Raw genomic sequence first — 24,193 nt, 5'->3', positions numbered from 1 at the left:
ATGAAATCCATCACATACAGCCTGCTGCTTCTTTGTTTGCTCTCGACGGGTGCACACGCCGAGAGCCTGCGTCTGGCAGTTGCGGCCAACTTCGCGTATCCGCTTGAACAGCTGGTACACGCATTCGACCCGCACGGCCTGCAGGATATTCGTATCAGTACGGCTTCAACTGGCGTCCTGTATGCACAAATCCGGCAGGGCGCGCCTTTTGACATATTTTTTGCGGCGGACCGTGAACGCCCCACCCGACTGGAGCAGGAAGGCTATGCGCTTCAGGGCTCACGCCAGACCTACGCCATCGGTCAACTGGCCCTCTGGCAGCCCCGAGAAACCCCTTCATCCCTCAGCGCCATCAGGCCGGGCCGTCTGGCCATCGCCAATCCCAAAACCGCTCCCTATGGTCAGGCAGCACGGGAGCTCCTGAGCGCCAATGGCCTCTGGAGCAGCGTGAAACCGGTGCAGGGGACCAATATTGCGCAGGCGTTCCAGTTTGTGGACTCCGGCAATGTGGATCAGGGGCTGGTAGCCGTATCACTCCTGCTGCAGAGATCGGTCCCGGCACGGCAGTGGACGCGACTACCCGATACGCAGCACGCTCCCATCGAGCAACAGTTGGTCCGGCTGACGCCCAGCCGTGATAATGCGCTGGCGGACACCTTCATGCGCTTTCTGAACAGCCAGGAGGCGCGCGTGCTGATTCGCCAATACGGCTACGAGGTACCGCATGGGACTGACTGAGCAGGACCTGGCCGCAATCGGACTGACGCTCAAACTGGCCGGCACCACCACCCTAATGCTGATGCTGCTGGGGACACCGCTGGCCTGGTGGCTGTCCCATACGCGCAGGCGCTGGAAAACGGTCATCGAGTCGCTGGTTGCACTGCCTCTGGTGTTGCCTCCCACCGTACTGGGGTTCTACCTGCTGCTGGCCTTCTCGCCTCAGGGGGGTCTGGGCGCTCCCTGGAATGCGCTGACCGACAGCCCCCTTGCATTCAGCTTCACGGGGCTGCTGATCGGCTCCATGCTCTACTCCCTGCCATTTGTGGTGCAACCCCTGCAAAGCGGCTTCGAGCAGCTGGACGAAGGCCTGTTGCAGGCGGCCAAAACGCTGGGAGCCGGCCCCCTCGATCGGCTCCGCCGGCTGGTGATCCCCCTGTGCAAACGCAGCTTCCTGACCGCCGGCATACTGGGCTTTACCCATACGATGGGCGAATTTGGTGTTGTACTGATGATCGGTGGCAATATCCCGGGTGAAACCCAGGTCCTGTCCATTATCCTGTATGACCATGTGGAGACACTCGACTACAGCCGTGCGCACTGGCTTGCCGGCGGGATGCTGGCCTTTTCGGCGGCAGCACTTCTGGCACTGTATACAGCCCAGCGACGCAAACCTGCCGAGGTCATGCCATGACCCTCCACGTGCGAGTGTCACACCGCTATGGCCCGTTTCGGCTGGCACTCGACCTGAAGCTGCCGACCAACGGCATCACCGCACTGTTCGGCCCCTCGGGATGCGGCAAGTCTACCCTGCTACGGCTGCTGGCCGGTCTTGAGCCGGCACAGGAGGGGCTAGTCCATTTCCGGGGAGAGGTCTGGCAGGACAGCTCACAACAGCAGTTTCTGGCCTCGGACAAACGGGACGTGGGCATGGTGTTTCAGGACAGCCGGCTGTTTCCGCACCTCAGTGTCGCCGACAACCTGACCTTTGCCGACCGCTATGCACGCAAGGGCCCGCAAATGGACTCGGCCTGGATCATGGACCGCTTACAACTGTCCGAACTGCTGGCACGCCGGCCCGCCACGCTTTCGGGGGGGCAGCGCCAGCGGGTTGCACTGGCGCGGGCGCTGTTGAGCCGCCCTCGCCTGCTGCTGCTGGATGAACCCTTGAGCGCGCTGGACCAGACCTCACGTCACCTGATTCTCGAGCTGATACGTGATCTGCACGACCGTCACCTGATCCCGATCCTGTATGTAACCCACGCACCTGATGAAGTGGTGCGTCTGGCAGACCACCTGGTCTGCCTCTCGGACGGGCAAGTGGCCCAATCCGGAAACCCGGTCGAGCTGCTGTCACACACCGGGGCCATCACGGCGGATGCACAGGCACTGCTGCAGGGGCAAGTCGAACAGGTCGATAACGACTATGCACTGGCCGGCATTCGCTGCGCGCCGGAAGCGCCGCTGATCTGGGTCCCGGCCGAGCAGCTCGAGCCCGGGCAAAGTATTCGGGTCTCCATCCATGCCCGCGATGTATCTCTGGCCGCACAGCCGGTACCGGACACCAGCCTGCAGAACCAGTTACCGGTACGTATCGAGTCGCTGTCCCCCCTGGATCCGGGCCGTATGCAGGTGACCGTCAGTTTTGGCAAAGCACTTTTACCCGTCATGCTCACCCGCCGCGCCTGCGACCAGCTGGCACTTGAGCCGGGCCAGTCGATGGTGGCCTTGATCAAATCCGTCGCGCTTGAGCATTAGCGGCCCACCTCTCGACCGAAGGGGCACACTTTGCTAGCTTAAAATGACGCTTCATGGAGGAGAACGCCTGATGTCACTGGAAATGCTGGGCCAACTGTTTGGCGGTATCGGCCTGTTTCTGCTGGGCATGCAGCTGCTGACCAATGGCCTGAAACAGGCCGCCGGCCGTTCACTCAAGGCCACGCTGGAACGTGCGACCGGCTCACGCCTGAAAGGAGTACTCTCCGGTGCACTGATCACTGCGATGGTGCAATCCTCCAGTGCCGTCACCGTCGCCACACTGGGTTTCGTGAACGCAGGCCTGCTGTCTCTGGCGCAGTCGGTTTCCATCATCTACGGCAGCAATATCGGCACGACAATGGTGGGCTGGCTGGTCGCTCTGATCGGTTTCAAGGTCAAGATCAGTGCCTTTGCACTGCCGCTGATCGGTCTGGGCATGGTCTTGCGGATTACCGGCAACAACAGCCGGCCGGCCCATCTGGGCACCGCACTGGTGGGCTTTGGCCTGTTCTTTATCGGGCTGGACTTCCTGCGCGCCAGCTTTGACGGCTTGAGTGACAGCCTGCCCCTGGCCGAATTCGGCAGCAGCCCACTGGCGCTGGCCCTGTTCGTGGTGGCCGGGATCGCCATGACCTTTCTGATGCAGGCCTCGGCTGCCGTCATTGCCATCGCCCTGTCGCTGGTACACTCCGGCAGCATCACACTGGCCGCTGCCGCGGCACTGGTCATCGGCGCCAACGTCGGCACCACCACTACCGCCCTGATGGCCTCTATCGGTGCCACACCCAATGCCAAGCGCATCTCCGCAGCCCATGTCATTTTCAACCTGCTGACCGGTTTGGTGGGGTTGATATTCCTGATCTTGATGGCGAGCTTTCTGAACCGAATCAACGCGGCAGACTTTGACCTGGTCACCATGCTGGCGCTGTTTCATACGCTGTTCAATGTTGTGGGCGTGGCGCTGATGTGGCCGCTGACCGACCGCATGGTCGGGTTCCTGAAAAAACGCTTTCGTACCGAGGAGGAGAGCGAGGCCAAGCCGCGCTATCTGGATAACAACATCCTGACCACCCCCTCTCTGGCCGTTGAAGCAATCAACATGGAGCTCGCCCGCGTGAGCCGTATCTGCAGCCGTATGGCACGCGAGGCGATCAGTGCCGAGCGCGGCGCCGCCGGACGGCTGGAGCAACAGTACGAGAGCCTGAACCAGTTGATTGGCCGTATCGGCAGCTTTAACCAGGAACTAGCACGACAGAACCTGAGCGCCGAGATCAGCGAAACCCTGCCCATATCGCTGCGTGTGGCTCGCTACCTCAGCGAAATGGCCCGATTGGCCGCACGTCTGCCCGAATACTACCCGGTGTTTGAGCAGCTGGAAGATTCGGGGGTGCGCTCCAGCATCCATGAGTACCAGCAAGCCGTGATTCACCTGATTGATGCCTGTGAAGTGCGGGATGACCAGGCCACTCAGGGGTACGAAACCCACCGGATGAAGCACCAGATGGAGCGGGAGTATCAACACCTGAAAAGCCATCTGCTGAACCAGACCCTGTCCAGCCAGCTGTCACCCTCGGATTCCGTCACACTTCTGGACGCACTGAGCCACATACATCGCCTGGGCGAGCAGGCCGAAAAGGCATCGCGTTACTGGAGCAGTACAACACCGGTTCAGCACCGTGCGACCCTGTTGCACAACGAACCCTGACAGGGCCGGGAGTGAGGTGAAAGGCAGCTTCTACATTCCGGTCACTTTCAGCAGCGCCGAGGCCATCTGGCTGAGCGGAAATTGATGCTCTACCCCTCCCCGAGCAAACGCCTCACGGGGCATGCCGTAGACGACACTTGAGCTTTCATCCTGCCCCAGGGTGGCAGCACCCGCTTCTCGCATCTCCAGCATGCCCGCGGCCCCGTCATCGCCCATGCCGGTCAAAATAACCCCCAGAGCATTTCGCCCAGCATGCCGCGCAGCAGACCGGAACAGCACATCCACTGAAGGACGGTGACGGGTTACCAAAGGCCCGTCGCGCAGCTGAACGTAATAGCGGGCACCGCTGCGTTGAATCAGCATATGCCGGTTGCCGGGCGCGATCAGGGCATGGCCACGCAGCAGCGTATCCCCGTCCTCCGCTTCTTTGACTTTTATATCGCACAACTGATCAAGCCGCTTGGCGAATGAGCGGGTAAAGCCTTCTGGCATATGTTGCACGATGGCAAGTGCCGGACAGTTCGCGGGCATGGCTTCCAGAATCACGCGAACGGCTTCGGTTCCCCCGGTCGAAGCGCCAATTGCCACGATCTTCTCGGTCGTTTCCGTCATGGGTCTAATGGAAGAAGATGAGAGAACCGCATCAGCCGAGAGCTTGGGCTGACTCTGGCGGGACTGCATCACCGGCAACTTTTTGAGACGCGCCTCGGCCGCCGCTTTGACCGAGTCCTGAATACGCGTCCTGCTTTCCTGCAGAAACTGGCGAGTACCAAACGCAGGTTTTGCGATGATATCAACGGCGCCGTATTCCAGTGCCTTGATTTGCGTGTCGCTTCCCTCCCCAACCAGCGAAGAGCAAATGACAACCGGAATGGGGTGCTGTGACATCAGCTTACGTAAGAAGGTGATGCCATCCATGCGTGGCATCTCAACATCCAGTGTGATGACATCCGGTTTCAGGCGGCGCATCTTTTCAACTGCCAGATAGGGGTCTGCAGCCGCGCCTATCACTTCGATTGCCGGGTCCGCTTCCAATACTTCAGTCAGCCCCTGGCGCACCACGGCCGAGTCATCTACGATCAGAACCTTGATCATCTCATCCTCCATCACTTCGCCGGTATACGGTGGGAGCCACGGTTTCAAACCCCGGATGGACAGGGCCGATGCTCTCCGAGTGGCCGATGAACAGAAGCCCCCCCGGCTTCAGGGCCGCATGCAGTTGTCGAATCACCCGCGCACGGTCATCTGCGCTGAAGTAGATCATGACATTGCGGCAGAATATGGCGTCAAAACCTGGCTTGCTTGGGTAACTGCCGCTGATCAAATTAAAGCGGCCAAACCGGACACGCTCACGCAGCTCTTTCGTCACCCGGTACAAAGGGGGCGTTTGCTTGAGGCTGCGCAGCAAATAGTTTTCTCTCAGAGGCAAAGGGATAGGTTCTATCGACTCCGCACTATAGGTTGCGCCTGCGGCCTTCTGCAGTACGGTTTCAGAGATATCCGTCGCCAGGACATCAAAGTTCAGGCTCCCCGATTGCCCCTGGAGCTCAGCCATCACCATCGCAAGCGTATAGGGCTCTTCACCTGTTGAGCAGGCCGCACTCCATAACTTGAACCCCGACTGCCCTGCCTCTTGCTGTTCGATGATCCAGTGTGACAGCACCTGAAAATGCGCCGGCTCCCTGAAAAAAGCAGTCTTGTTTGTTGTAATGGCATCAATCAGCCGAGGCTGCTCTGTTACCGCCCCCTCTTCTGACAGGGCGTAATCGATATAGTCAGACACATTCGTGTAGCGTGTCTCCTTGAGGCGCTTTCGCAGCCGCACCTCAATCAGACTTCGCTTATGCTCGGGCAGCTGGATGCCAACAGCCTGCTCAATAAACTGCGCCACCTTGCGATGGTCACGTGCGCTCAGGGAACCGGAATTACCGGCATTCATACATCATCCCATTCGGCTGGTTCTTCCTGAGACACCTGCTCCCTCACCAGATCCAGCTCTTCAGGCGCAAAGACTTTCGACAGCCGCAACAGAATAATGAAGTGCTCGTCATGGCGCACAATGCCCGAAATAAACGCGGTTTTGATGCGATTGCCGATTCTGGGTGGCGGCTTGATATCGGCTGTATCAATCTCGACAACCTCATGCACCCTGTCGGCCAGGATACCCAGCGGGGTATTTTCACCGTCCACTTCAACGTGAATGATCACGATACAGGTATCCACGGTCGGTGCGGACAGATGCATTTCAAACTGACGCCTCAGGTCCACCACCGGAATCACTCGACCACGCAGGTTGATGACCCCCAGCATGAAATCGGGTGTGCGTGGCACCTGAGTGACATTGCGATACTCAAGCACCTCCTGAATGCCACTGATCTCTACACCAAACCACTCTTCATCCAGTACAAATGAAAGGATCTGCAGGCTTTGAATAGCATCCATGGGTGCCAGTTCGGTTTGATCATCCATAAGCACCTCAGTAACGGACAAATTCTTCGTCATCAAGATCAATGTCGATGCCCGAGCCACGCTCATTCAAAGGCTGACCGGCCCCTGTGCTTGAAGCCTTTGAAGAATCACCGCGAGTCCAGGAAGAGGTGGTATTACGCTTCGCCTGACGGCCGGACTGCTTTTTGGCCTGTTGGGCCTGCCCACCCCCCAGCTGGAAGAAATCAACCGTTGTATTCATCTGCTCGGCCTGGGCAGAAAGTTCTTCAGAGGTCGCGGCCATCTCTTCGGCAGATGCAGCAGACTGTTGCACGACCTGATCCAGCTGCTGCAGCGCCTTGTTGATCTCAGACGCGCCCTTGTCCTGCTCCACGCTGGCGGCACTGATCTCCTGCACCAGCCCGGAGGTCCGCTGAATGCTGGGCACCAGATCCTGCAGCAACTTGCCAGCCCGCTCGGATACCTCAAGCGTATTATTGGAGCGTTCGACGATTTCACCCGCGGCTTTCTGACTGCGTTCGGCAAGCTTGCGTACCTCGGCCGCAACCACTGTGAACCCTTTACCGTGCTCGCCGGCACGTGCCGCCTCGATGGCCGCGTTCAATGCCAGCAAGTTGGTTTGACGGGCGATCTCTTCAATAATGCTGATCTTTTCAGCAATGTCCTGCATGGCGCCCACCGACTGTTGTACGGCATCGCCCGTGGTCTGTGCATCCTTTGCAGCCTGCAACGCTATCTGTTCGGTCTGACGGGCATTATCTGCGGTCTGGGAGACGTTGGCTGTCATCTGCTCCATGGCAGAAGACACCTCTTCCAGCGACGATGCCTGCTCGGTAGCGCCCTGAGCGATCTGCTGCCCGGTATTACTCATTTCAACACTGCCCGTAGTGACATTGCCTGAGGCCTCCTTGATCTCATTGACTATGTCCCTGAGGCGCTCATTCATGGCGCGCAAGACACCGTAGATATCAGCGTCACTGGCAGCAGGATCAAACGACTGGCTCAAGTCCCCCTGGCCAATACGCTGGGCGATACGGCTGACCTCGTTGATGCGCATTATGATCAGGGCTGCAACAATAATGGCGATGACAGCGGACCCGGCCAGCAGACTCAAGAGCTGGTTACGGGCTTCAGAGTAACGCTGTGTGGCACGGTCCAGCGCCGCTACCATGTCAGCATCATTAATGCGTACCAGCGTCCTCAGGGCCTGTTCAGCCTCTGTCAGTGCCGGATCGCCTTCACGCTCCAGCAGCGCAAATGCCTGCCGATTGGCATCTGATGAAGACTGAAGGCTGCCTACACTGCCGTTCTCAATAAGGGCTCTTACGCGCTCACTGATCTCCACATATTCGGATAACTGAGTGTTGAACATCTCCAGTGCCTCGCGGCCTTGCGCCGTATCCACCAGACCCGATAACGCATCCAGCCGCTCATTCAGAGTGCCACGGGCCTCACTGAATGCCTGCGCCGACTGCTGACGCACTTCGGTGCGACGGGCCAGAATGATGTTCTTGGTCATGCGGTCAAGCTCCAGCAGGTTGGCGCGCACCTGACCGCTCAGCTTGACCTTCTCGGCAGGCCCGTTAATGGTTTCATCAAGTCGTGACTGAGACCGGTCCAGTGCAGACAGGCTGAGATAACTGTTGGCCGCCAACAAAAGGACCAATAGGGTGAAGCCGGCATACAGCAAGGCTTTTATCGTGATACGTTTCATTTCATCCCCCTTTATCAGGCAATTTGCATGCTTATTTGCGGGCCTGTTCCACCAGCTCGCCCACGTCAAGAATCATGGCAATTTGCCCATCTCCCATAATCGTTGCGCCCATAACGCCCCCAGCGCCCTGGTACAGCCGCCCCAGGCTTTTGATAACGGTTTGAAAGTGACCTACCACTTCATCAACCGTGATTCCCATCAGCGCCTCTCCGACCCGCACAACCACTGTCTGCTCAATCTCGGGAGGCTGACCGCCGACACGGAAAAAGTCCCGCAGACGCAGGCAGGGAATCAGCGCATCCCGGTGCCGTATCAGTCTGACGCCAGAGTTCTCATCTTCCGTTTCAGGTACAGCTTCGACACACTCTTCCACCGTGCTCAAGGGCAGTACGTACCGCTCTCGAGACACACCGGTCATCAGGCCATCGATAATGGCCAGCGTCATGGGCAAGGTGATACACACTTCAGTACCTTTACCGAGTGTTGAGTCCAGCTGCACCCGCCCCTGCAAGGATTCAATGGAGCGTTTCACCACATCCATACCGACGCCTCGCCCGGAAACGTCTGAAACGGTCTGGGCCGTTGAGAAGCCCGCTTCAAAAATCAGTTGATAGATTTCCTGTGGATCAAGGTCAGCGCCGGGCTGCACCACGCCTCGCTCGATAGCCTTGGACAGGATTCGCTCGGTATCCAGCCCGGCCCCGTCATCACGAATCAGGATCTGTATCTGCCCCTGATGCTGAGAAGCACTGAGCCAAAGATGCCCACGTGCGGGCTTTCCTTTCTCCCGGCGAACCTCAGGTGTCTCGATACCATGATCCAGGCTGTTCCTGAGCAGATGCACCAGAGGATCAGACAGGCGATCAATCACGACCTTGTCCAGTTCGGTTTCAGCCCCCTCGGTCTCGAGCACGACTTCCTTGCCCAGATCATTGGCCAAATCACGCACCAGTCGGCGGAAACGGCCAAAGGTAGAACCGATTGGCAACATCCGAATATCAAAGGTGGTTTCCCGGAGGCCGGTCGAAAGGCGGGACAGCTCCTCTGCCAGAGAAGACGCACGCTCATCGTCACTTTCGAGAGCAAGCTGTTCCAGGCGCGCCTGAAGAATAACCAGCTCACCCACCTGATCCATCAATTGATCCAGCTTGTGCTGAGGCACCTTGATGCTTTGCTCAGGCGTCGCCTTGCGCTGTTTTTTCTGTTGCTCACGAATAAAGCGCTGTTCGTCAAGGGTGCTCTGTACCGTTTCAGGCGCTGCCAGCCCGGCCGCCGTGATCAGTTCCCCCGCCCGAGGCTGCTGCTCCAGTACCTGCTCAAGGGCATCGGGTGCCACAACTTTCTGATCGACCAGCAGGTCGCCAAGACGACAGTCTTCATCAGCCGTGATGGCAGTTATGTCTATTTGCCATTCGTCTCCCACAAAGATGAAAACATCTTCAATGGATTCGCGGCTGGCGTGCGTGGTCAGTGCAACACTCAGCGCCAGCACACAGGTTTCGGGTTCAAAATGCCGGGGATCAAAGCTGCTGCCCAGGCGGGTGGTCACATGTATTTCACCCAGCCCCGACAACTCTTTCAGCAGTGGCAAGGTATCAAAACCATCTCGAAATGCATCGGCTGCCGGGCAGATGTCAATCCGGTAAAGCCGCGCCTCACCTGCAGCTGTCTGCGACGCATGCCCCGTTTCTTGACGCTCCGGCCCCGCGTGCTCTTCGCCGGTTACCTCGGTGAACTGGATAATCTGGGCGGCACTGACCGCCTGCAGCTCTACCGACGGCGAAGGGTCATCAAGCAGGCGCTCAATGTGATCTCGTGCTTCCAGTATCTGGTTAATCAGCGGTGCCGTGAGCTCTACCTGCCCCTCACGCACCCGGTCAAACAGGGTTTCGAGGTGATGTGTGAACTGAGACAGGTGATCAAACCCCACCATCCCGGCTGCACCCTTGATGGTGTGCATTGAACGAAAAGCCGCATCAATTTCCTCGGCGGATGTCGGTGCCTGCTCCAGCTCAAGTAACGCAGCCTCAAGATTACTGAGGTGCTCCAAGGCTTCTTCTCGGAAGATATCAACAGGATCTGTCATGCATCCTCCTCTGCAGCCACTGCAATGCCGAGGGACTCGGTCAGGCCCATCAGCAGCAGGGCCTCTGACAATTCAGGAGATGCTTCTGCATCCAGTACCAGTTCATTTCCGTGCAGCTTGAGCCGATGCTTCAGGGCCAGTAACCACTGCACCCCGGCACTATCCACCTCCTCGATACCCACCAGCCTCAGCCGTAACTGCTTGTCACGGGGCAATGACTGTAACCAGGGGCATTGAGCTTCAAGCGCAGCAACATCAAAAATGCTCAGCCCATTCTCGATCGACCACTTCTCAGGCGCAGATGCTGTTTTTTTCGACATGAGGCACCTATGCCAGCTTGGTAACCGCAGACAGGAGCACATCCGGCTTGAAAGGCTTCACCAGCCACGCCTTGGCACCTGCCGCCTTGCCCTCAGCCTTTTTGGACGCCTCAGATTCGGTCGTCAGCATCAAAACCGGCGTAAACCGGTAGGCCGACTGGTTCTTTAGTGCCTTGATAAACGTGATGCCATCCATGTTGGGCATATTCACGTCGCTGATCACCAAATGGATCTTGCGGCCATCCAGCTTTTGCAACGCATCCTTGCCGTCGACAGCCTCCACGACACTGTGACCTGCGCCTTTGAGTGCCATGCTTACAACCTGTCGAACAGAGGCTGAATCATCCACAACCATGATCGTTTTACTCATCGTCTGTTCCTCAGAAAAATGTGAGTTCGTCATCCGAGTCCTGAGAGCCGGAGCGGCTGACAGGCCTGCCGTCGAGAAGCGCCCGCTCCAGATCAGTTGTTGCCAACTGCCTCAAGTGTTGCCGGAAATCAGGTGATTGCTTGATATTGTCCTTTTCGAGCCACTGCTCTATTTCAATAATGGATTCATCCAGGTGAGTGATCATTTGGCTTAATTCATCCTGGAACTGAAGCCGCATAATAACCATGCTCACCTCGTCTGAGACATCATCTTTTAATTGCAATAAGGCCTGAGCATCAGAGCTTATAATCGAAACATGCTGGTCAATATTATTAATTGTCCTGTGAATGGTTTCATTTTTATTAGCTCTGGCTTCATTCGACAGAGAGAGATTCTCCTGTGCCTGTTCCAGTATTTTATTAATCTGTTGATTGACCGTTTTAACCACTTTTTGTATTTCATCGCCTGCTTCAGAAGACTGCTTGGCCAGGGCCCTGACTTCACTGGCAACAACGGCAAAGCCACGGCCATGCTCGCCCGCTCGAGCAGCCTCGATTGCAGCGTTCAATGCCAGCAGGTTGATTCGGTCAGCAATATCACGCACGACATCGGAAAACCCGACCAGGGAGTTGTTGTGCTCGGACAACTGTTCGATCATCGAGCATGTGTGAGCATCTCGCTGCTCGGAGTCTTCCAGCGAGCCCATCAGCTCCTGGAAGGTATTGCGGGCGGACTGCGTTACTTCAGTCAAGGCCTTTTGGCGCGTCTCAAAACCGCTCTGGTCATCGGTATTCAGCGCAACATTGAGAATGTTATTCAGCCTGTCAAACCGTTCTGTCAGATCCGTTACCGACTCTTCCATCGTTAATCGGCCTTCTGCAAGCAACTGACGATAGACAGGCAGGATGGTTTTCAATGAAGGGTTAAGGCATTCAGACTTGACGTCGTCTGCGCTTTGCGCCTGTACCCTGTCTTCCGGGGAGCGATCGACCTGAACTGACGATTTTCGTTTGCCGGACCCCAGCATTAAGGCAAGAGCAATTGTCGAGAGGACGAGTGCTGGCAATACCAGCAACTCCCCATTGAAGAGTGTGAAAAGCAGGGTCATCACATTCAGGATAATGACGACCGCTATAAAAAAACAGACGGACTTTTCTTTTGCAGTACCATTTGCATTGCGGCTATTAAAACGCGAATAGCCGGCAGTTGTAGCCGATTCACTCATGGGGGCATCCTTTTAATTCGGCTGTTTGTGTAGCACACTCCAGACAAATTATTTTGACTTCAAGGTAGCAGCTCATTAATAAATGTAAAGCTACGACATTGAATCTAATTGATATTTATTTAAATTAAATTTAACTAATATATTAAAAATCCAGTGTATTCATGTACTTGAATAGATTTTCGCTTTTTTCTGATTTGTCCGTAGAAGGAGTGTTATCCGGTCACAGGCCTGGGCTAGAATGACGCTCTGCATTTCAGGAGATCTTGTGTTATGGAACCCATTGGCTTTATCCACAGCCCATTTGACGAAAAGTTCGGCATCCCCCGCCAACCGGGGCTCGCCACCGTCAGGGCCGAGGTCGAGCTGGTACCCCCGTATGCCAGTGCTGAAGCCGTTCGCGGGCTGGATCAGTGCACTCACATCTGGCTGGTCTTTCTGTTCAGCGCGACGGCTGACAAGGGCTGGAGTCCCACGGTGCGCCCACCACGCCTGGGGGGCAACCAGCGAGTCGGCGTCTTTGCCACACGCTCCCCCTTTCGCCCCAACCCGATAGGGCTGTCCTGCGTGCGGCTGAACGCGGTCAAGTGCGACGGGGATCGAGTGAAGCTTGAGGTCGAAGGGGCCGATCTGCTCAATGGCACTCCGATTCTGGATATCAAACCCTACCTGCCCTATGCCGACAGTATCCCGGATGCCGAATGTGCACTCGCGCCGCAGGTCGAGCGGCTGGAACTCCCGCTGAGGTTCAGCCCCGAGGCGGAAGTGGCCTGTGAACATTTTTCACAGGCACTGAATCAGCCACTGGCCCGGCAGATCAACGAAATTCTTCAGTGCGACCCGCGTCCTGCCTATAAGAAAGGCGATGAAGACAGAATTTACGGCATCAGCCTCTACGGCCTGAATATCCGCTTCAAAATCAGCCCGTCACAGATCCATGTGATCAGCATGGATCGGCCCACGGCATGAGCATCCATTGTCCGGTTCGGTTCTCTTGCCTCAGCCAGGCCAAGTCGACACAATATATAAGAACATCCTTATAAAGAGCTCCCAGCATGACCACCACACCTTCCCGGCCCGAACAAAACTCCCCTTGGCTGGCCTACTTTTCGGTGGCCTTCTTTGCAACCGTTATGGGCCTGACCGGCCTGACGCTCAGCTGGCAAAAGGCTGCCTATACACTGGGCGTCAACCCGATGGTGGCGCAGATCATGCTGGTGGTCACCGCCTGTGTGCTGCTGATCATCACCACGGTCTACATGTTCAAGTGCATTCAGCACCGGGAGCAGGTGATCGGAGAGCTCAAGCATCCGATTCAGATCAGCTTTTTCCCGGCGTTTTCCATCAGTCTGTTACTGCTGTCCATCGCCACCTTCGAGATATCCCAAGCGCTGTCCCATTATCTCTGGATCTGTGGTGCATCCCTGCATCTGATTCTGACCCTGTTCGTGATGAATCAGTGGATCCATCACACGCATTTCAGAATCCAGCACATCACACCTGCCTGGTTCATTCCGGTGGTCGGGAATATCATTGCCCCCATTGCCGGTGTTGAGCATGGACATACTGAAGCCAGCTGGTTCTTTTTCGCTATCGGTCTGCTCTATTGGCTGGTACTCAAGACGCTGGTGTTCAACCGTGTGCTGTTTCATGACCCCTTGCCGGAAAAGCTGCTGCCCACACTGTTCATCATGATTGCGCCACCGGCAGTGGGGTTCGTGTCCTATCTGCAGCTGAACGGAGGGCAGGCCGATAACTTTGCCCGGGTGCTCTACTACGCGGCGCTTTTCATTACGCTGCTGCTGTTCACACAATGGCCTCGTTTCTCCAGACTCAGGTTCTACCTGTCCTGGTGGGCCTACAGCTTTCCGCTGGCCGCCTTCTCCATCGCGACTCAGAGCATGTGGTTACAGAGCCGTGACCCCTTTTTCCTGGTATTGAGCTGGATCTCGCTGATTCTGGTGACCTTTGTCGTGACACTGCTGCTGCTCAAGACGGTGAAGGCCATCTCCACCGGACAGCTGTTCCGGCCGGAATAAGTGTCGGCAGCCCGAGACTCAAACCGGGCATATCTGTGTTAAGCTGACTGAAGGCCTATAAACTGCCGAGTCAGTGTGCATGCGCAAAGCCAATTACATACTGGTGTTATTGTTTGTTTATGTCGGGATCGTCGCCTTTCTCAACGAGATCCGTTACGACAAGGAGCAGCAATACCTGGATCACACCTCACAGCTGTTGCAGACCACCTATGACGCCAGCCTTCAGCGCTACGCCCTGGCCATGGATACCTTTTACACCAGTGTCCTGCGACACCCCACGGCTGTGCCTCTGCTGGTCAAGGGTGTCAACAGTACTGGCGAGCAGCAGAATGAAGCCCGGAACGAGCTTTATCGCCAGTTGAGGCCCCAGTTCCGCGACCTGATTGTTCGCGGCATTCGCCAATGGCAGTTTCACGATGCCGACGGCAACAGCTTCCTTCGCTTTCACGCCCCGGACATGCATGGCGACAACCTGTTGCCGGTCAGATCGTCTCTGCGCCAGATGCAGACCCAGCCCATTCCCCGCTACGGTTTTGAAGTCGGGCGCCTGTTTATCGGCTTTCGCTTCATTCATCCTATTTTTACATCCGGTGAGCTGACCGGCACGATGGAAACGGCTGTTTCCTTTCGCGAGGTGAGCGAGGATCTGGCCTCTCTTGCCTCCGGACAAGCGTTTCTGTTCCTGCTTCACCGCGAATCGGTCGAACAGGTCAGCGTGGCGGACAACACCCGGGCCTTTGAGCCCTCGGTCATCAGCAGCGGCTATCTGGTTGACCGTGACAGCCTCCAGCTGCCGGAAAATATTATCCTGCCACTGGACGTATTACGCACCCAGATGGCCCGGCTGAACCTACAAGGCAAACTGGATCAGGGTGAACCCTTTGCTCTGGCGCTGTACCACAACAGCATCGGTTACAGTGCCGCATTCATTCCCGTGCTGGACTTCGACAACCGCCCCGCCGGCTACATTCTGGCGCTCCAGTCCGCATCGATTCTCACCAGCACCCAGTGGGAGTTTTTCAGTGCTCTGGGCATCAGCCTGGTAGTCATGTGCCTGCTTGGCTGGCTTTTGCTCAACCAGCACCGGCAGCGGCTGGAAATGCAGTCACAGAAGCAACAACTGGACGCCATTGGTCAGGCCGTGGGTGAAGGCATCTATGTACAGGACCTGGATGGCCAGACCGTCTACATCAATGAAGCGGTGACTCGGTTAACCGGCTTCAATGCCACCAAGCTCTACCAGGGCAACCTGCACAACCTGCTTCATTCCCATGAGGAAAACGCCCAGCTGACACTGTCCGAGTGCCCCATTTTCGTCAATCCGCTGAGTGGCCAGAGCTACGAGGGCGACGAACAGTTTCGTACCCGCACAGGAGAGCTGATTCCGGTTGTCGTGACCAGTCGCCCACTCTGGGAGAATGGCGAAATAACCGGTGTCGTCACGGTGTTCCGCGATATATCCGAACGCAAGGAAAACGAACGCAAACTCCAGGAACTGGCGACTACGGACTCACTGACAGGCCTCAGCAACCGCCGCGCGTTCCTGGAGCGCCTGGAAGAAGAGCTGAGACTGTGCCGGCGCCTTAAACATCAAAGCACCCTTTTGATGCTTGATTTCGACCACTTCAAGCAGATCAATGATGATTACGGCCACAGTGCCGGGGATGCGGTCCTTAAACATTTCGCGGCGGAGGCCACTGAATGCCTGCGCAAGACCGACCTGCTGGGCCGCCTGGGGGGCGAAGAGTTTGCCATCCTGCTGCCCGGTACCGACCTGGAAGGGGCCCGCCATCTGGCTGAGCTGATCAGAGAACGCATGGAGCAGAACCCGACCCGGCAGGAAGCCAATGACATCGCCATGACCCTGTCAATTGGGATGACCGCCATCAAGCCCGACGACAAGAACACGTCCGATGTCCTGAACCGGGCCGACAAGGCCCTGTATCAGGCGAAGGAAAAAGGCCGTAATCAGGTCAGAGCAGCCTGATTGCGGGTTGCACCAGCCGGCAAAGACCGCTCTAATGGAGCCCCTCACACGAACACGAGGAGCACCATGAAAGGCCCGAACAGCGAACAGCTGGCGTTCGACAGCCAGCATATCTGGCACCCCTACTCATCGATGATCAACCCGCCGTCCATGTTTCCCGTGGAATCGGCACAGGGGGTTCGCATACGTCTGAGCGACGGGCGTGAGCTGATCGACGGCATGGCCTCCTGGTGGTCCGCTGTACACGGCTACAACCACCCCCGCCTGAACGCCGCCGCCAAAGGCCAGATCGACGCCATGTCGCACGTGATGTTTGGTGGCCTGACCCATACCCCGGCCATTGAGCTGGCGCGCAAGCTGGTGGAAATGACACCCGAACCCTTGCAGCGGGTTTTCATAGCCGACTCCGGCTCGGTGTCGGTGGAAGTTGCCCTGAAAATGGCAATTCAGTACTGGCACGCACGTGGCAAACCGGCGAAGCACCGCATTCTGAGCATTCGCAACGGCTACCATGGCGATACCTTCGGGGCCATGTCCGTGTGTGACCCGGTCAACGGCATGCATGAACTGTTCAGTGGCGTGCTGGCACAACAACTGTTTGCCCCCCGCCCTGAAACCGCCTTTGACGCCCCCTTTGACCCGGCCGACATTGCTGAGCTGGAGCAGCAACTGGCCCAGCATCAGGACGAAATTGCAGCACTGATTCTCGAACCTGTCGTCCAGGGTGCCGGTGGCATGCGCTTTTATTCTCCGGAATGGCTGCGGCATGCCCGGGCCCTCTGCGACCAGTATGATGTACTGCTGATCGCGGATGAGATCGCCACCGGCTTCGGGCGCAGCGGCGAGCTGTTCGCCTGCAATCATGCCGGCATCAGCCCGGATATCCTGTGCCTGGGCAAGGCACTTACCGGCGGCTACATGACGCTGGCGGCAACGCTTGCCACTGCCGAAATCGCACATACCATCTCGGCAGGAGGCGCGGGCTGTTTCATGCACGGCCCCACGTTCATGGCCAACCCGCTGGCCTGCGCGACCGCGCTGGAGAGCCTGACCCTGCTTGAGGAGATGGACTGGAAAGCGGAAGTCACCCGCCTTGAAAAGGGGCTCAAACAGGGGCTGGAGCCGGCACGTGAACTGGCATCGGTAAACGATGTCCGAGTGCTTGGCGCCATCGGTGTCATTGAGCGCCACGAACCGGTCAGCCTGGCAGAGGTTCAGCCCATGTTCGTTGAGCGCGGGGTCTGGGTACGCCCATTCGGCAAACTCATCTACGTGATGCCGCCCTATGTGATGAGTGATAAGGATCTGGGCACTTTGACCGCGGCCATGGTCGATGTGGTCCGCGCACTGGATTAAGGTTCAAGGTTGAAGGAGATGTAAGGATGGCACGCATTAAACTGGAAATGCCGGACAACTACCTGTTCAGTACCGAGCTGGCCGTGCGTATCAGCGATATCAATTATGGCGGGCATCTGGGGAACGATGCGGTCCTGTCGATGGTGCACGAAGCGCGGCTGCGCTTTTTGAACCACTATCATTACACCGAGATGGATGTGGAAGGTGCCAGCATCATCATGACCGATTCGGCGATTGTCTATAAGGCCGAAGGTTTCCATGGCGATCGAATTCAGGTGGATGTGACGGTCGCGGACTTCAACAAGTACGGCTGTGACATTTATTACCTGCTCAGTAACAAGGACACCGCTGTCGAGATCGCGCATGCCAAGACCGGCATCGTCTTCTTCGATTATGACGAGCGCAAGGTGCTGACGGTCCCCGAAGGCTTTCGCAACAAGGTGCTCAGGGAATCCTGAGCACCTGGCCCATCCTACTCGTCCGGGCCGTAGTCATACTGGCCCATGGCCAGATTTTCAAAGCGGGTATATTTACCAAGGAATGCCAGCCTGACGGTACCGATGGGGCCGTTACGCTGCTTGCCGATGATGATCTCGGCCACCCCCTTTTCCGGACTGTCTTCGTTATAGACCTCATCCCGATAGATGAACATGATCACGTCCGCATCCTGCTCGATCGCACCGGATTCACGCAGGTCGGAGTTGACGGGGCGCTTGTTGGGCCGTTGCTCCAGGCTTCGGTTCAGCTGCGAGAGCGCCACGACCGGACAGTTCATCTCCTTGGCCAGCGCCTTGAGAGAGCGTGAAATTTCCGAGATTTCCTGAGTACGGCTCTCCACCTTCCCGGTTTTCATGGTCATCAACTGCAGGTAGTCGACCATGATCAGAGCCAGGTCACCGTGCTCGCGGTGGATACGACGTGCGCGGGCACGCATCTCGTTCGGGCTGATACCCGGCTGATCGTCGATGAACAACGGCTTGTTTTTCAACATGTTGACCGCAGTGGTCAGCTTGGGCCAGTCATCCTCTTCCAGCTGCCCGTTACGCACCCGGGTCTGGTTGATACGCCCCAGTGACGAGAGCATACGTGTCACCAGCTGATCTGCCGGCATCTCCAGCGAGAACACCAGTACCGGCCGCTCAGTGGCCATCAGCGCATTTTCCACCAGGTTCATCGCGAAGGTGGTTTTACCCATGGACGGTCGTGCCGCCACGATGACCAGGTCGGATTTCTGCATGCCGCCGGTACGGTCATCCAGGTCATCAAATCCGGTGGTTACGCCGGTCAGCGCATCCGAGTTGTTGAACAGCTCATCAATGCGGTCCACGGCACGTTTGAGCAGCGGATTGACGGCTTCGGGGCCACCCTGATTGGGGCGGTTCTCGGCAATCTGGAAGATTTTCTGCTCGGCCTCGTTCAGCACCTCTTCCGGCGCACGACCGGCCGGATGAAAGGCGCTGTCGGAAATTTCGTTGGCGACGCTGATCATCTGGCGCAACAGTGATCGGTCACGCACGATTTCTGCATAGGCGCGGATATTGGAAGCACTGGGCGTATTGCGAGCCAGTGATACCAGGTATTCCAGCCCCCCGGCATCCTGCAGCTCGGCGGTTCGGTCCAGCTCTTCCGAGAGCGTCACAACATCAATGGGGCGACCATCATCCACCAGCTTCTGCATGGTGCGGAAGATCATGCGATGCGTGGGGCGGTAGAAATGTTCCTGCAGCAACACCTCGGATACGGTATCCCAGGTGTTGTTATCCAGCATCAACCCACCCAGTACCGACTGTTCGGCCTCGACCGAGTGTGGCGGCTGCTTGATGGACTCCAGCACCTCATCATTCAGATCAGCCATTTCCATTCTGTTGCACGACCTCCTCGCCATTGAGCCGGCACCCTGTGTGCCGAAAAACACCAATGACTTATTTTACGCATAAAAAAAGCACTGCGCAGTCCAACTGCGCAGTGCTTTTCAAGTTCTGTCCGCTGAGGCGAATTATTCGCCAGCGATGACCAGCTTGATGGTCGCGGTCACATCCGGGTGAACCTGGATGTCGACGTCGAACTCACCCACGTGGCGGATCGCACCTTCCGGCAGACGAACTTCGCTCTTGTCAGCTTCAACGCCAGCAGACGTCAGAGCTTCAGCGATGTCGCGGGTACCGATAGAACCGAACAGCTTGCCTTCGTCACCGGCTTTGGTCACCAGAGACAGTTCCAGTTCGTTCAGCTGTTCAGCACGTGCCTGGGCGTTAGCCAGCTTGTCAGCAGCGGCTTTTTCCAGCTCGGCACGACGCTCTTCGAACTGAGCAATGTTAGCGGCGGTGGCGGGTACGGCTTTACCCTGGGGGATCAGGTAGTTACGGCCAAAACCAGACTTGACGGCGACCTTGTCACCCAGCTGGCCCAGCTTACCGATATCTTCGAGCAGAATAACTTCCATCTCGTAAAACCTCTTGTTCTGCAAAGGCTGCAGTTTGAATCCTGGCCATGAATACCCTCTTCGTATCGTACAGGGATATCCACAGCATTAATCTTGATCGGCCGTGCACAGATCCGCGCACGGCCTCCGGCTGTATCAGCCGACGCTTATACGTCGTGGCTGTCGGTGTACGGCAGCAGGGCCAGGTAGCGCGCGCGCTTGATAGCGGTCGCCAGCTGACGCTGGTAGCGTGCCTTGGTACCAGTGATACGGCTCGGAACGATTTTGCCGGTTTCGGTAACGTAGCCTTTCAGGGTGTCGAGATCTTTGTAGTCGATCTGCTTGACGCCTTCAGCAGTGAAACGGCAGAACTTGCGACGACGGAAAAAACGTGCCATCTGAATTTCTCCAATTAATCAGGTTAAAAAATTACTCTGCAGCAGCGGGCTTGGCTTCAGCAGTTTTTTCCTGCTTCTGCTCGGTGCGCTCTTCGCGACGCGGCTTGCGGTCTTCGCGAGATTCGGCTGCCTTGATCGGAGAATCTTCAGTGATCGCTTCGTTGCAACGGATCACCATGTTACGCAGAACGGCGTCGTTGTAGCGGAACATGCTGGACAGCTCGTCCATCACATCCTGAGTCGCTTCAACGTTCATCAGCACGTAGTGTGCCTTGTGTGCGTTGTTGATCGGGTAAGCCAGCTGGCGACGGCCCCAATCTTCCAGACGGTGAATCTGGCCGTTAGCACCTTCGATCAGCGCTTTGTAACGCTCGACCATCGCCGGAACCTGCTCGCTCTGGTTCGGGTGAACCAGAAATACGATTTCGTAATGACGCATTTTTGCTCCTTACGGTTTCACAGCCTCCAAGTCATCCGCCGAATGCGAATGGTTGAAAGCAAGGAGTTAAACAAATAAAAAGGACGCAAAATTCTACTTCAGCGCCCCCAGTATAGCAAGCCAAACAGTGGCTTTATTCCACTTCAACAATTTCAAAGCTGTGGCTGATCTTGACCCCGCCACGCTCGAGCATGATGGAAGCCGAACAGTACTGCTCAGCGGACAGGCGTACGGCGCGTTCGACCGCTGCCGGCTTGAGCCCACGCCCGCTGACCACGAACTTCACGTGGATCTCGGTAAAGACAGACGGCACGTCGTCGGAACGCTCGGCCTGGATCTCGGCCACACAGTCCACCACGTCCTGTCGCGTCTTGCGCAGGATCGCCACTACGTCCACGCTGGTACATCCGCCAAGGCCTGCCAGCATCAACTCCATCGGGCGCGGCCCCTGCTGCAGGTCTTTGTCTATCACAATGTCAAAGCCGGAACCGGTCGTCGCCTTGAAACGATCATCTCCGTCCCAGCCGACACGAACACTCATACTCATCGGGTGTATCTCAACAATCGGGTTAGTGGGTGCGTGCTGCCGCAAAGAAGTCAGCCAGCGTCTGGCCCGGATCTTCGGCACGCATGAAGGCCTCTCCAATCAGGAAGGCATTGACCTCACGCGCCTGCATGGCAGCCACATCGTCGGGTGACAGGATACCACTTTCCGTCACCACAATTCGGTCTTGCGGTATCTGATCCAACAACTTGAAGGTGTTGTCCAGGCTGACCTCAAAGGTATGCAGGTCGCGATTATTGATGCCGATCAGGCGTGTATTCAGCGGCAGAATACGCTGCAGTTCCGCCTCGTTATGCACCTCAATCAGTACATCCATCCCCAGCGCATGAGTGAGCGCCGTCAGGTCGGCCAGCTGCTGGTCATCCAGTGCGGCCACGATCAGCAGGATGCAGTCAGCTCCCAATGCACGTGCCTCGTACACCTGGTAGGGGTCCACAATGAAATCCTTGCGGATCACAGGCAAGGTGCAGGCTGCGCGGGCCTGTTGCAGGTATTCGTCGCTGCCCTGGAAAAAGTCCACATCGGTCAGCACCGACAGGCAACTGGCACCACCGGCTTCGTATGAAGGCGCGATCTCGGCCGGTACGAAGGGATCACGAATCACTCCCTTGGACGGGCTCGCCTTCTTGATCTCGGCAATGACGGCCGCGCGCCCCTCGGACAGCGCTCGCTCAAGGCTGGCGACAAAACCGCGCGGGTCCGTCGCGGTGCCCTGCTGCTGTTCAATGCGGGCCTTCAGGTCCTCCAGAGACACCCGGGCACTGCGCTCTGCCACTTCTTCGCGCTTGCGCGCGATAATTTTCTTCAGGATGGTCGGGGTATCACTCATTACTCGCCCTGCTCCAGTTGCTGGCTGAAAGCGGCCAGCTGTTCCATTTTCTGCAACGCCGCACCGGAGGCAATCGCCTCCAGCGCTTTCTCAACACCTGCCTTGTGGCTTTCGGCCTGACCACCCAGATAGATCGCCGCACCGGCGTTAAGCGCAACCATCGCGGCCGCCTTGCGGGCTTCCGGGGTTTCGCTGTTGCCCAACGCCGCACGAATCAGCGCCAGCGATTGTTCCGAACTGTCCACGCCCAGCCCGATCAGGCTTTGGCTCTCAATACCCAGGTCCTCAGGCGATACCGTGTATTCGTGGATCTGCCCGTCCTTGAGTTCTGCCACATGGGTGTGGGTCGCCAGGCTGATTTCATCCAGCCCGTCATCCGCATGCACCACCATGATGTGCTCGGCACCCAACTGATGCATCACCTCTGCCATGGGACGGCAGAGCTTCTTGGTGAATACGCCGATCACTTCACGCCTGGCACCGGCCGGGTTGGTCATTGGTCCCAGGATGTTGAACAGGGTGCGCATCCCCAGTGCCCGACGCGCACCAATCGCATGCTTCATGGCGCCGTGATAACCCGGTGCAAACATGAAACCAACGCCGACTTCATCGATGCAGCGTGCAACCGCATCGGCTCCCAGATCCAGGTTGATGCCGGCTTTCTCAAGCAGGTCGGCACTGCCGCTTTTGGAGGACACGCCCCGGTTGCCATGTTTGGCAATGTGCACGCCACAGGCGGCGGCAACAAAGGCGCTGGCCGAGGACACATTGAAAAGGTTGGCGCCGTCGCCTCCGGTGCCCACAATATCCACCAGCGGTCCACTCGCTGGCCGCACTGGTGTCGCCAGCTCGCGCATGACCTGGGCGGCACCGGTGATTTCCTCGATCGACTCGCTTTTCATGCGCAGCCCGACCAGAAAACCGGCCACCTGGGATTCACTGCACTGGCCCGTCATTACCTGTCGCATGACCTCAACCATCTCGTCACGGCTGAGATCGATATGGTCGACCACGCGGGCCAACGCTTCCTGAATATTCATGAATCCTTGCCTCCTAACACTCTGATCACTGCTGCAGGAAATTCTCCAGCAGCGCATGCCCCTGACGGGTCAGAACCGATTCGGGATGAAACTGAACGCCATATATCGCCAGCTCACGATGTTGTATCGCCATCACTTCATCGCGCATACCTGCCTCACGCTCGGTCCAGGCGACCTCTTCCAGACAGCCCGGCAAACTGTCACGCCGCAGTACCAGAGAGTGATAGCGTGTCACTTCAAGTGGCTGCTCAAGCCCTGTAAACAGGCCTGTGCCAGTGTGATGGACTGCTGAGGTTTTGCCATGCATCACCTGCCGCGCGCGGACCACCTCGGCACCAAAGGCCTGACCGATGCTTTGATGCCCCAGACAGACGCCCAGGATCGGCAGCTTGCCCGCAAAATACTGGATTGCCGGCACCGAAATACCGGCCTCAGCCGGTGTACAGGGCCCCGGGGAAATCACCAGATGACTGGGTGCCAGCGCCTCAATCTGCTCGAGCGACACTTCGTTATTGCGGTATACCCTGACCTGAACGCTCAACTCTTCAAAGTAACGCACCACGTTCCAGGTAAAACTGTCGTAATTGTCAATCATCAGCAGCATAGACGCTGTGTTCTCACTCTCTTGTTCAACGGCTGCCTGGCCTGTTTTCAGAACCTGGTGCCTGCTGTGGGCTCCATCAAGGATGATACAGCAAGCACGTGTAATAGCGAACTGATACATCGCTCTCAAACCACGTGATTTCTGGTAGAGTGATCCCCTTTAGCCAACTGATTC

24 protein-coding genes and 1 pseudogene are annotated in these 24,193 nt (G+C 57.3%); 9 read left to right on the top strand and 16 right to left on the bottom strand.

Annotated features, from left to right (window positions below):
• The 4 genes from modA to H9C73_RS06870 all read left to right on the top strand — a co-directional run bounded on the left by modA (window position 1) and on the right by H9C73_RS06870 (window position 4,180).
• Window positions 1-738 (top strand): molybdate ABC transporter substrate-binding protein, encoded by a 738-nt coding sequence (gene modA, locus H9C73_RS06885; protein ID WP_209287072.1) that lies wholly within the window; start codon window positions 1-3, stop codon window positions 736-738.
• Entirely contained in the window at window positions 725-1,411 is a 687-nt protein-coding gene (gene modB / locus H9C73_RS06880) for a molybdate ABC transporter permease subunit (RefSeq protein ID WP_209287071.1), read from the top strand. Before modA ends, modB begins: the two co-directional genes overlap by 14 nt.
• Window positions 1,412-1,419: 8 nt before the next feature.
• Window positions 1,420-2,475: a molybdenum ABC transporter ATP-binding protein gene (modC, locus tag H9C73_RS06875; RefSeq protein ID WP_209287070.1), complete on the top strand. Its 1,056-nt coding sequence runs from the start codon at window positions 1,420-1,422 to the stop codon at window positions 2,473-2,475.
• Window positions 2,476-2,545: 70 nt separating this feature from the next.
• Window positions 2,546-4,180, top strand: coding sequence for a Na/Pi cotransporter family protein (locus tag H9C73_RS06870; RefSeq protein ID WP_209287069.1), 1,635 nt, complete (start codon window positions 2,546-2,548; stop codon window positions 4,178-4,180).
• A 30-nt stretch (window positions 4,181-4,210) separates the two neighbouring features.
• Here the strand turns inward: H9C73_RS06870 and H9C73_RS06865 are convergent, their stop codons facing one another.
• The 8 genes and pseudogenes from H9C73_RS06865 to H9C73_RS16440 all read right to left on the bottom strand — a co-directional run.
• Window positions 4,211-5,275 carry a protein-glutamate methylesterase/protein-glutamine glutaminase gene (locus H9C73_RS06865; RefSeq protein WP_209287068.1) on the bottom strand — a complete coding sequence of 355 codons (1,065 nt, stop codon included), beginning with the start codon at window positions 5,273-5,275 and terminating at the stop codon, window positions 4,211-4,213.
• Between the two features lies 1 nt (window position 5,276).
• Window positions 5,277-6,119, bottom strand: a complete 843-nt coding sequence (locus H9C73_RS06860) for a CheR family methyltransferase (RefSeq protein ID WP_209287067.1) — start codon at window positions 6,117-6,119, stop codon at window positions 5,277-5,279.
• Window positions 6,116-6,649: a chemotaxis protein CheW gene (locus tag H9C73_RS06855; RefSeq protein WP_209287066.1), complete on the bottom strand. Its 534-nt coding sequence runs from the start codon at window positions 6,647-6,649 to the stop codon at window positions 6,116-6,118. The genes H9C73_RS06860 and H9C73_RS06855 overlap by 4 nt, the downstream gene beginning before the upstream one ends.
• Before the next feature lie 7 nt (window positions 6,650-6,656).
• Window positions 6,657-8,342 carry a methyl-accepting chemotaxis protein gene (locus tag H9C73_RS06850; protein WP_209287065.1) on the bottom strand — a complete coding sequence of 562 codons (1,686 nt, stop codon included), beginning with the start codon at window positions 8,340-8,342 and terminating at the stop codon, window positions 6,657-6,659.
• 31 nt (window positions 8,343-8,373) lie between these two features.
• Window positions 8,374-10,428, bottom strand: a complete 2,055-nt coding sequence (locus H9C73_RS06845) for a chemotaxis protein CheA (RefSeq protein ID WP_209287064.1) — start codon at window positions 10,426-10,428, stop codon at window positions 8,374-8,376.
• Complete coding sequence (locus tag H9C73_RS06840; RefSeq protein ID WP_209287063.1) at window positions 10,425-10,748, bottom strand: STAS domain-containing protein; 324 nt, start codon at window positions 10,746-10,748, stop codon at window positions 10,425-10,427. The genes H9C73_RS06845 and H9C73_RS06840 overlap by 4 nt, the downstream gene beginning before the upstream one ends.
• A gap of 7 nt (window positions 10,749-10,755) precedes the next feature.
• A complete protein-coding gene (locus H9C73_RS06835) occupies window positions 10,756-11,118 on the bottom strand; it encodes a response regulator (protein WP_010321867.1) in 363 nt (120 codons plus the stop codon).
• Between the two features lie 10 nt (window positions 11,119-11,128).
• A pseudogene (locus H9C73_RS16440) lies at window positions 11,129-11,749 on the bottom strand (methyl-accepting chemotaxis protein); the annotation flags it as partial.
• Between the two features lie 864 nt (window positions 11,750-12,613).
• Here H9C73_RS16440 and tsaA point away from each other — a divergent pair.
• The 5 genes from tsaA to H9C73_RS06805 all read left to right on the top strand — a co-directional run bounded on the left by tsaA (window position 12,614) and on the right by H9C73_RS06805 (window position 18,180).
• The gene (gene tsaA / locus H9C73_RS06825) at window positions 12,614-13,309 is read left to right on the top strand and encodes a tRNA (N6-threonylcarbamoyladenosine(37)-N6)-methyltransferase TrmO (protein ID WP_209287061.1); all 696 of its coding nucleotides are present in this window, start codon (window positions 12,614-12,616) and stop codon (window positions 13,307-13,309) included.
• An 86-nt stretch (window positions 13,310-13,395) separates the two neighbouring features.
• The gene (locus H9C73_RS06820) at window positions 13,396-14,379 is read left to right on the top strand and encodes an SLAC1 anion channel family protein (RefSeq protein ID WP_209287060.1); all 984 of its coding nucleotides are present in this window, start codon (window positions 13,396-13,398) and stop codon (window positions 14,377-14,379) included.
• A gap of 79 nt (window positions 14,380-14,458) precedes the next feature.
• Window positions 14,459-16,366, top strand: a complete 1,908-nt coding sequence (locus tag H9C73_RS06815) for a diguanylate cyclase (protein ID WP_209287059.1) — start codon at window positions 14,459-14,461, stop codon at window positions 16,364-16,366.
• Window positions 16,367-16,432: 66 nt separating this feature from the next.
• Window positions 16,433-17,722 carry an adenosylmethionine--8-amino-7-oxononanoate transaminase gene (bioA, locus tag H9C73_RS06810; protein ID WP_209287058.1) on the top strand — a complete coding sequence of 430 codons (1,290 nt, stop codon included), beginning with the start codon at window positions 16,433-16,435 and terminating at the stop codon, window positions 17,720-17,722.
• A 26-nt stretch (window positions 17,723-17,748) separates the two neighbouring features.
• On the top strand, window positions 17,749-18,180 hold the full coding sequence (locus H9C73_RS06805) for an acyl-CoA thioesterase (protein ID WP_209287057.1): 432 nt from the start codon (window positions 17,749-17,751) through the stop codon (window positions 18,178-18,180).
• Between the two features lie 14 nt (window positions 18,181-18,194).
• Here the strand turns inward: H9C73_RS06805 and dnaB are convergent, their stop codons facing one another.
• The 8 genes from dnaB to H9C73_RS06765 all read right to left on the bottom strand — a co-directional run bounded on the left by dnaB (window position 18,195) and on the right by H9C73_RS06765 (window position 24,019).
• Window positions 18,195-19,583, bottom strand: coding sequence for a replicative DNA helicase (gene dnaB / locus H9C73_RS06800; protein ID WP_209287056.1), 1,389 nt, complete (start codon window positions 19,581-19,583; stop codon window positions 18,195-18,197).
• Between the two features lie 135 nt (window positions 19,584-19,718).
• The gene (gene rplI, locus H9C73_RS06795; protein ID WP_209287055.1) at window positions 19,719-20,165 is read right to left on the bottom strand and encodes a 50S ribosomal protein L9; all 447 of its coding nucleotides are present in this window, start codon (window positions 20,163-20,165) and stop codon (window positions 19,719-19,721) included.
• 146 nt (window positions 20,166-20,311) lie between these two features.
• Window positions 20,312-20,542: a 30S ribosomal protein S18 gene (gene rpsR, locus H9C73_RS06790; RefSeq protein ID WP_010321876.1), complete on the bottom strand. Its 231-nt coding sequence runs from the start codon at window positions 20,540-20,542 to the stop codon at window positions 20,312-20,314.
• A gap of 31 nt (window positions 20,543-20,573) precedes the next feature.
• Entirely contained in the window at window positions 20,574-20,981 is a 408-nt protein-coding gene (gene rpsF / locus H9C73_RS06785; protein WP_209287054.1) for a 30S ribosomal protein S6, read from the bottom strand.
• 133 nt (window positions 20,982-21,114) lie between these two features.
• Window positions 21,115-21,522: an OsmC family protein gene (locus tag H9C73_RS06780; RefSeq protein WP_407944007.1), complete on the bottom strand. Its 408-nt coding sequence runs from the start codon at window positions 21,520-21,522 to the stop codon at window positions 21,115-21,117.
• Window positions 21,523-21,550: 28 nt separating this feature from the next.
• Window positions 21,551-22,375, bottom strand: coding sequence for an indole-3-glycerol phosphate synthase TrpC (trpC, locus tag H9C73_RS06775; protein ID WP_209287052.1), 825 nt, complete (start codon window positions 22,373-22,375; stop codon window positions 21,551-21,553).
• Entirely contained in the window at window positions 22,375-23,415 is a 1,041-nt protein-coding gene (trpD, locus tag H9C73_RS06770) for an anthranilate phosphoribosyltransferase (RefSeq protein WP_209287051.1), read from the bottom strand. Before trpD ends, trpC begins: the two co-directional genes overlap by 1 nt.
• A 25-nt stretch (window positions 23,416-23,440) precedes the next feature.
• A complete protein-coding gene (locus tag H9C73_RS06765) occupies window positions 23,441-24,019 on the bottom strand; it encodes an anthranilate synthase component II (protein ID WP_209287050.1) in 579 nt (192 codons plus the stop codon).
• Window positions 24,020-24,193 lie beyond the last annotated feature (174 nt).

Source organism: Marinobacterium alkalitolerans (genome assembly GCF_017776525.1).
Lineage (GTDB): Bacteria > Pseudomonadota > Gammaproteobacteria > Pseudomonadales > Balneatricaceae > Marinobacterium > Marinobacterium alkalitolerans.
Note: the sequence above shows the minus strand (reverse complement) of the source record. Positions and strands in the feature narration are given on the sequence as shown.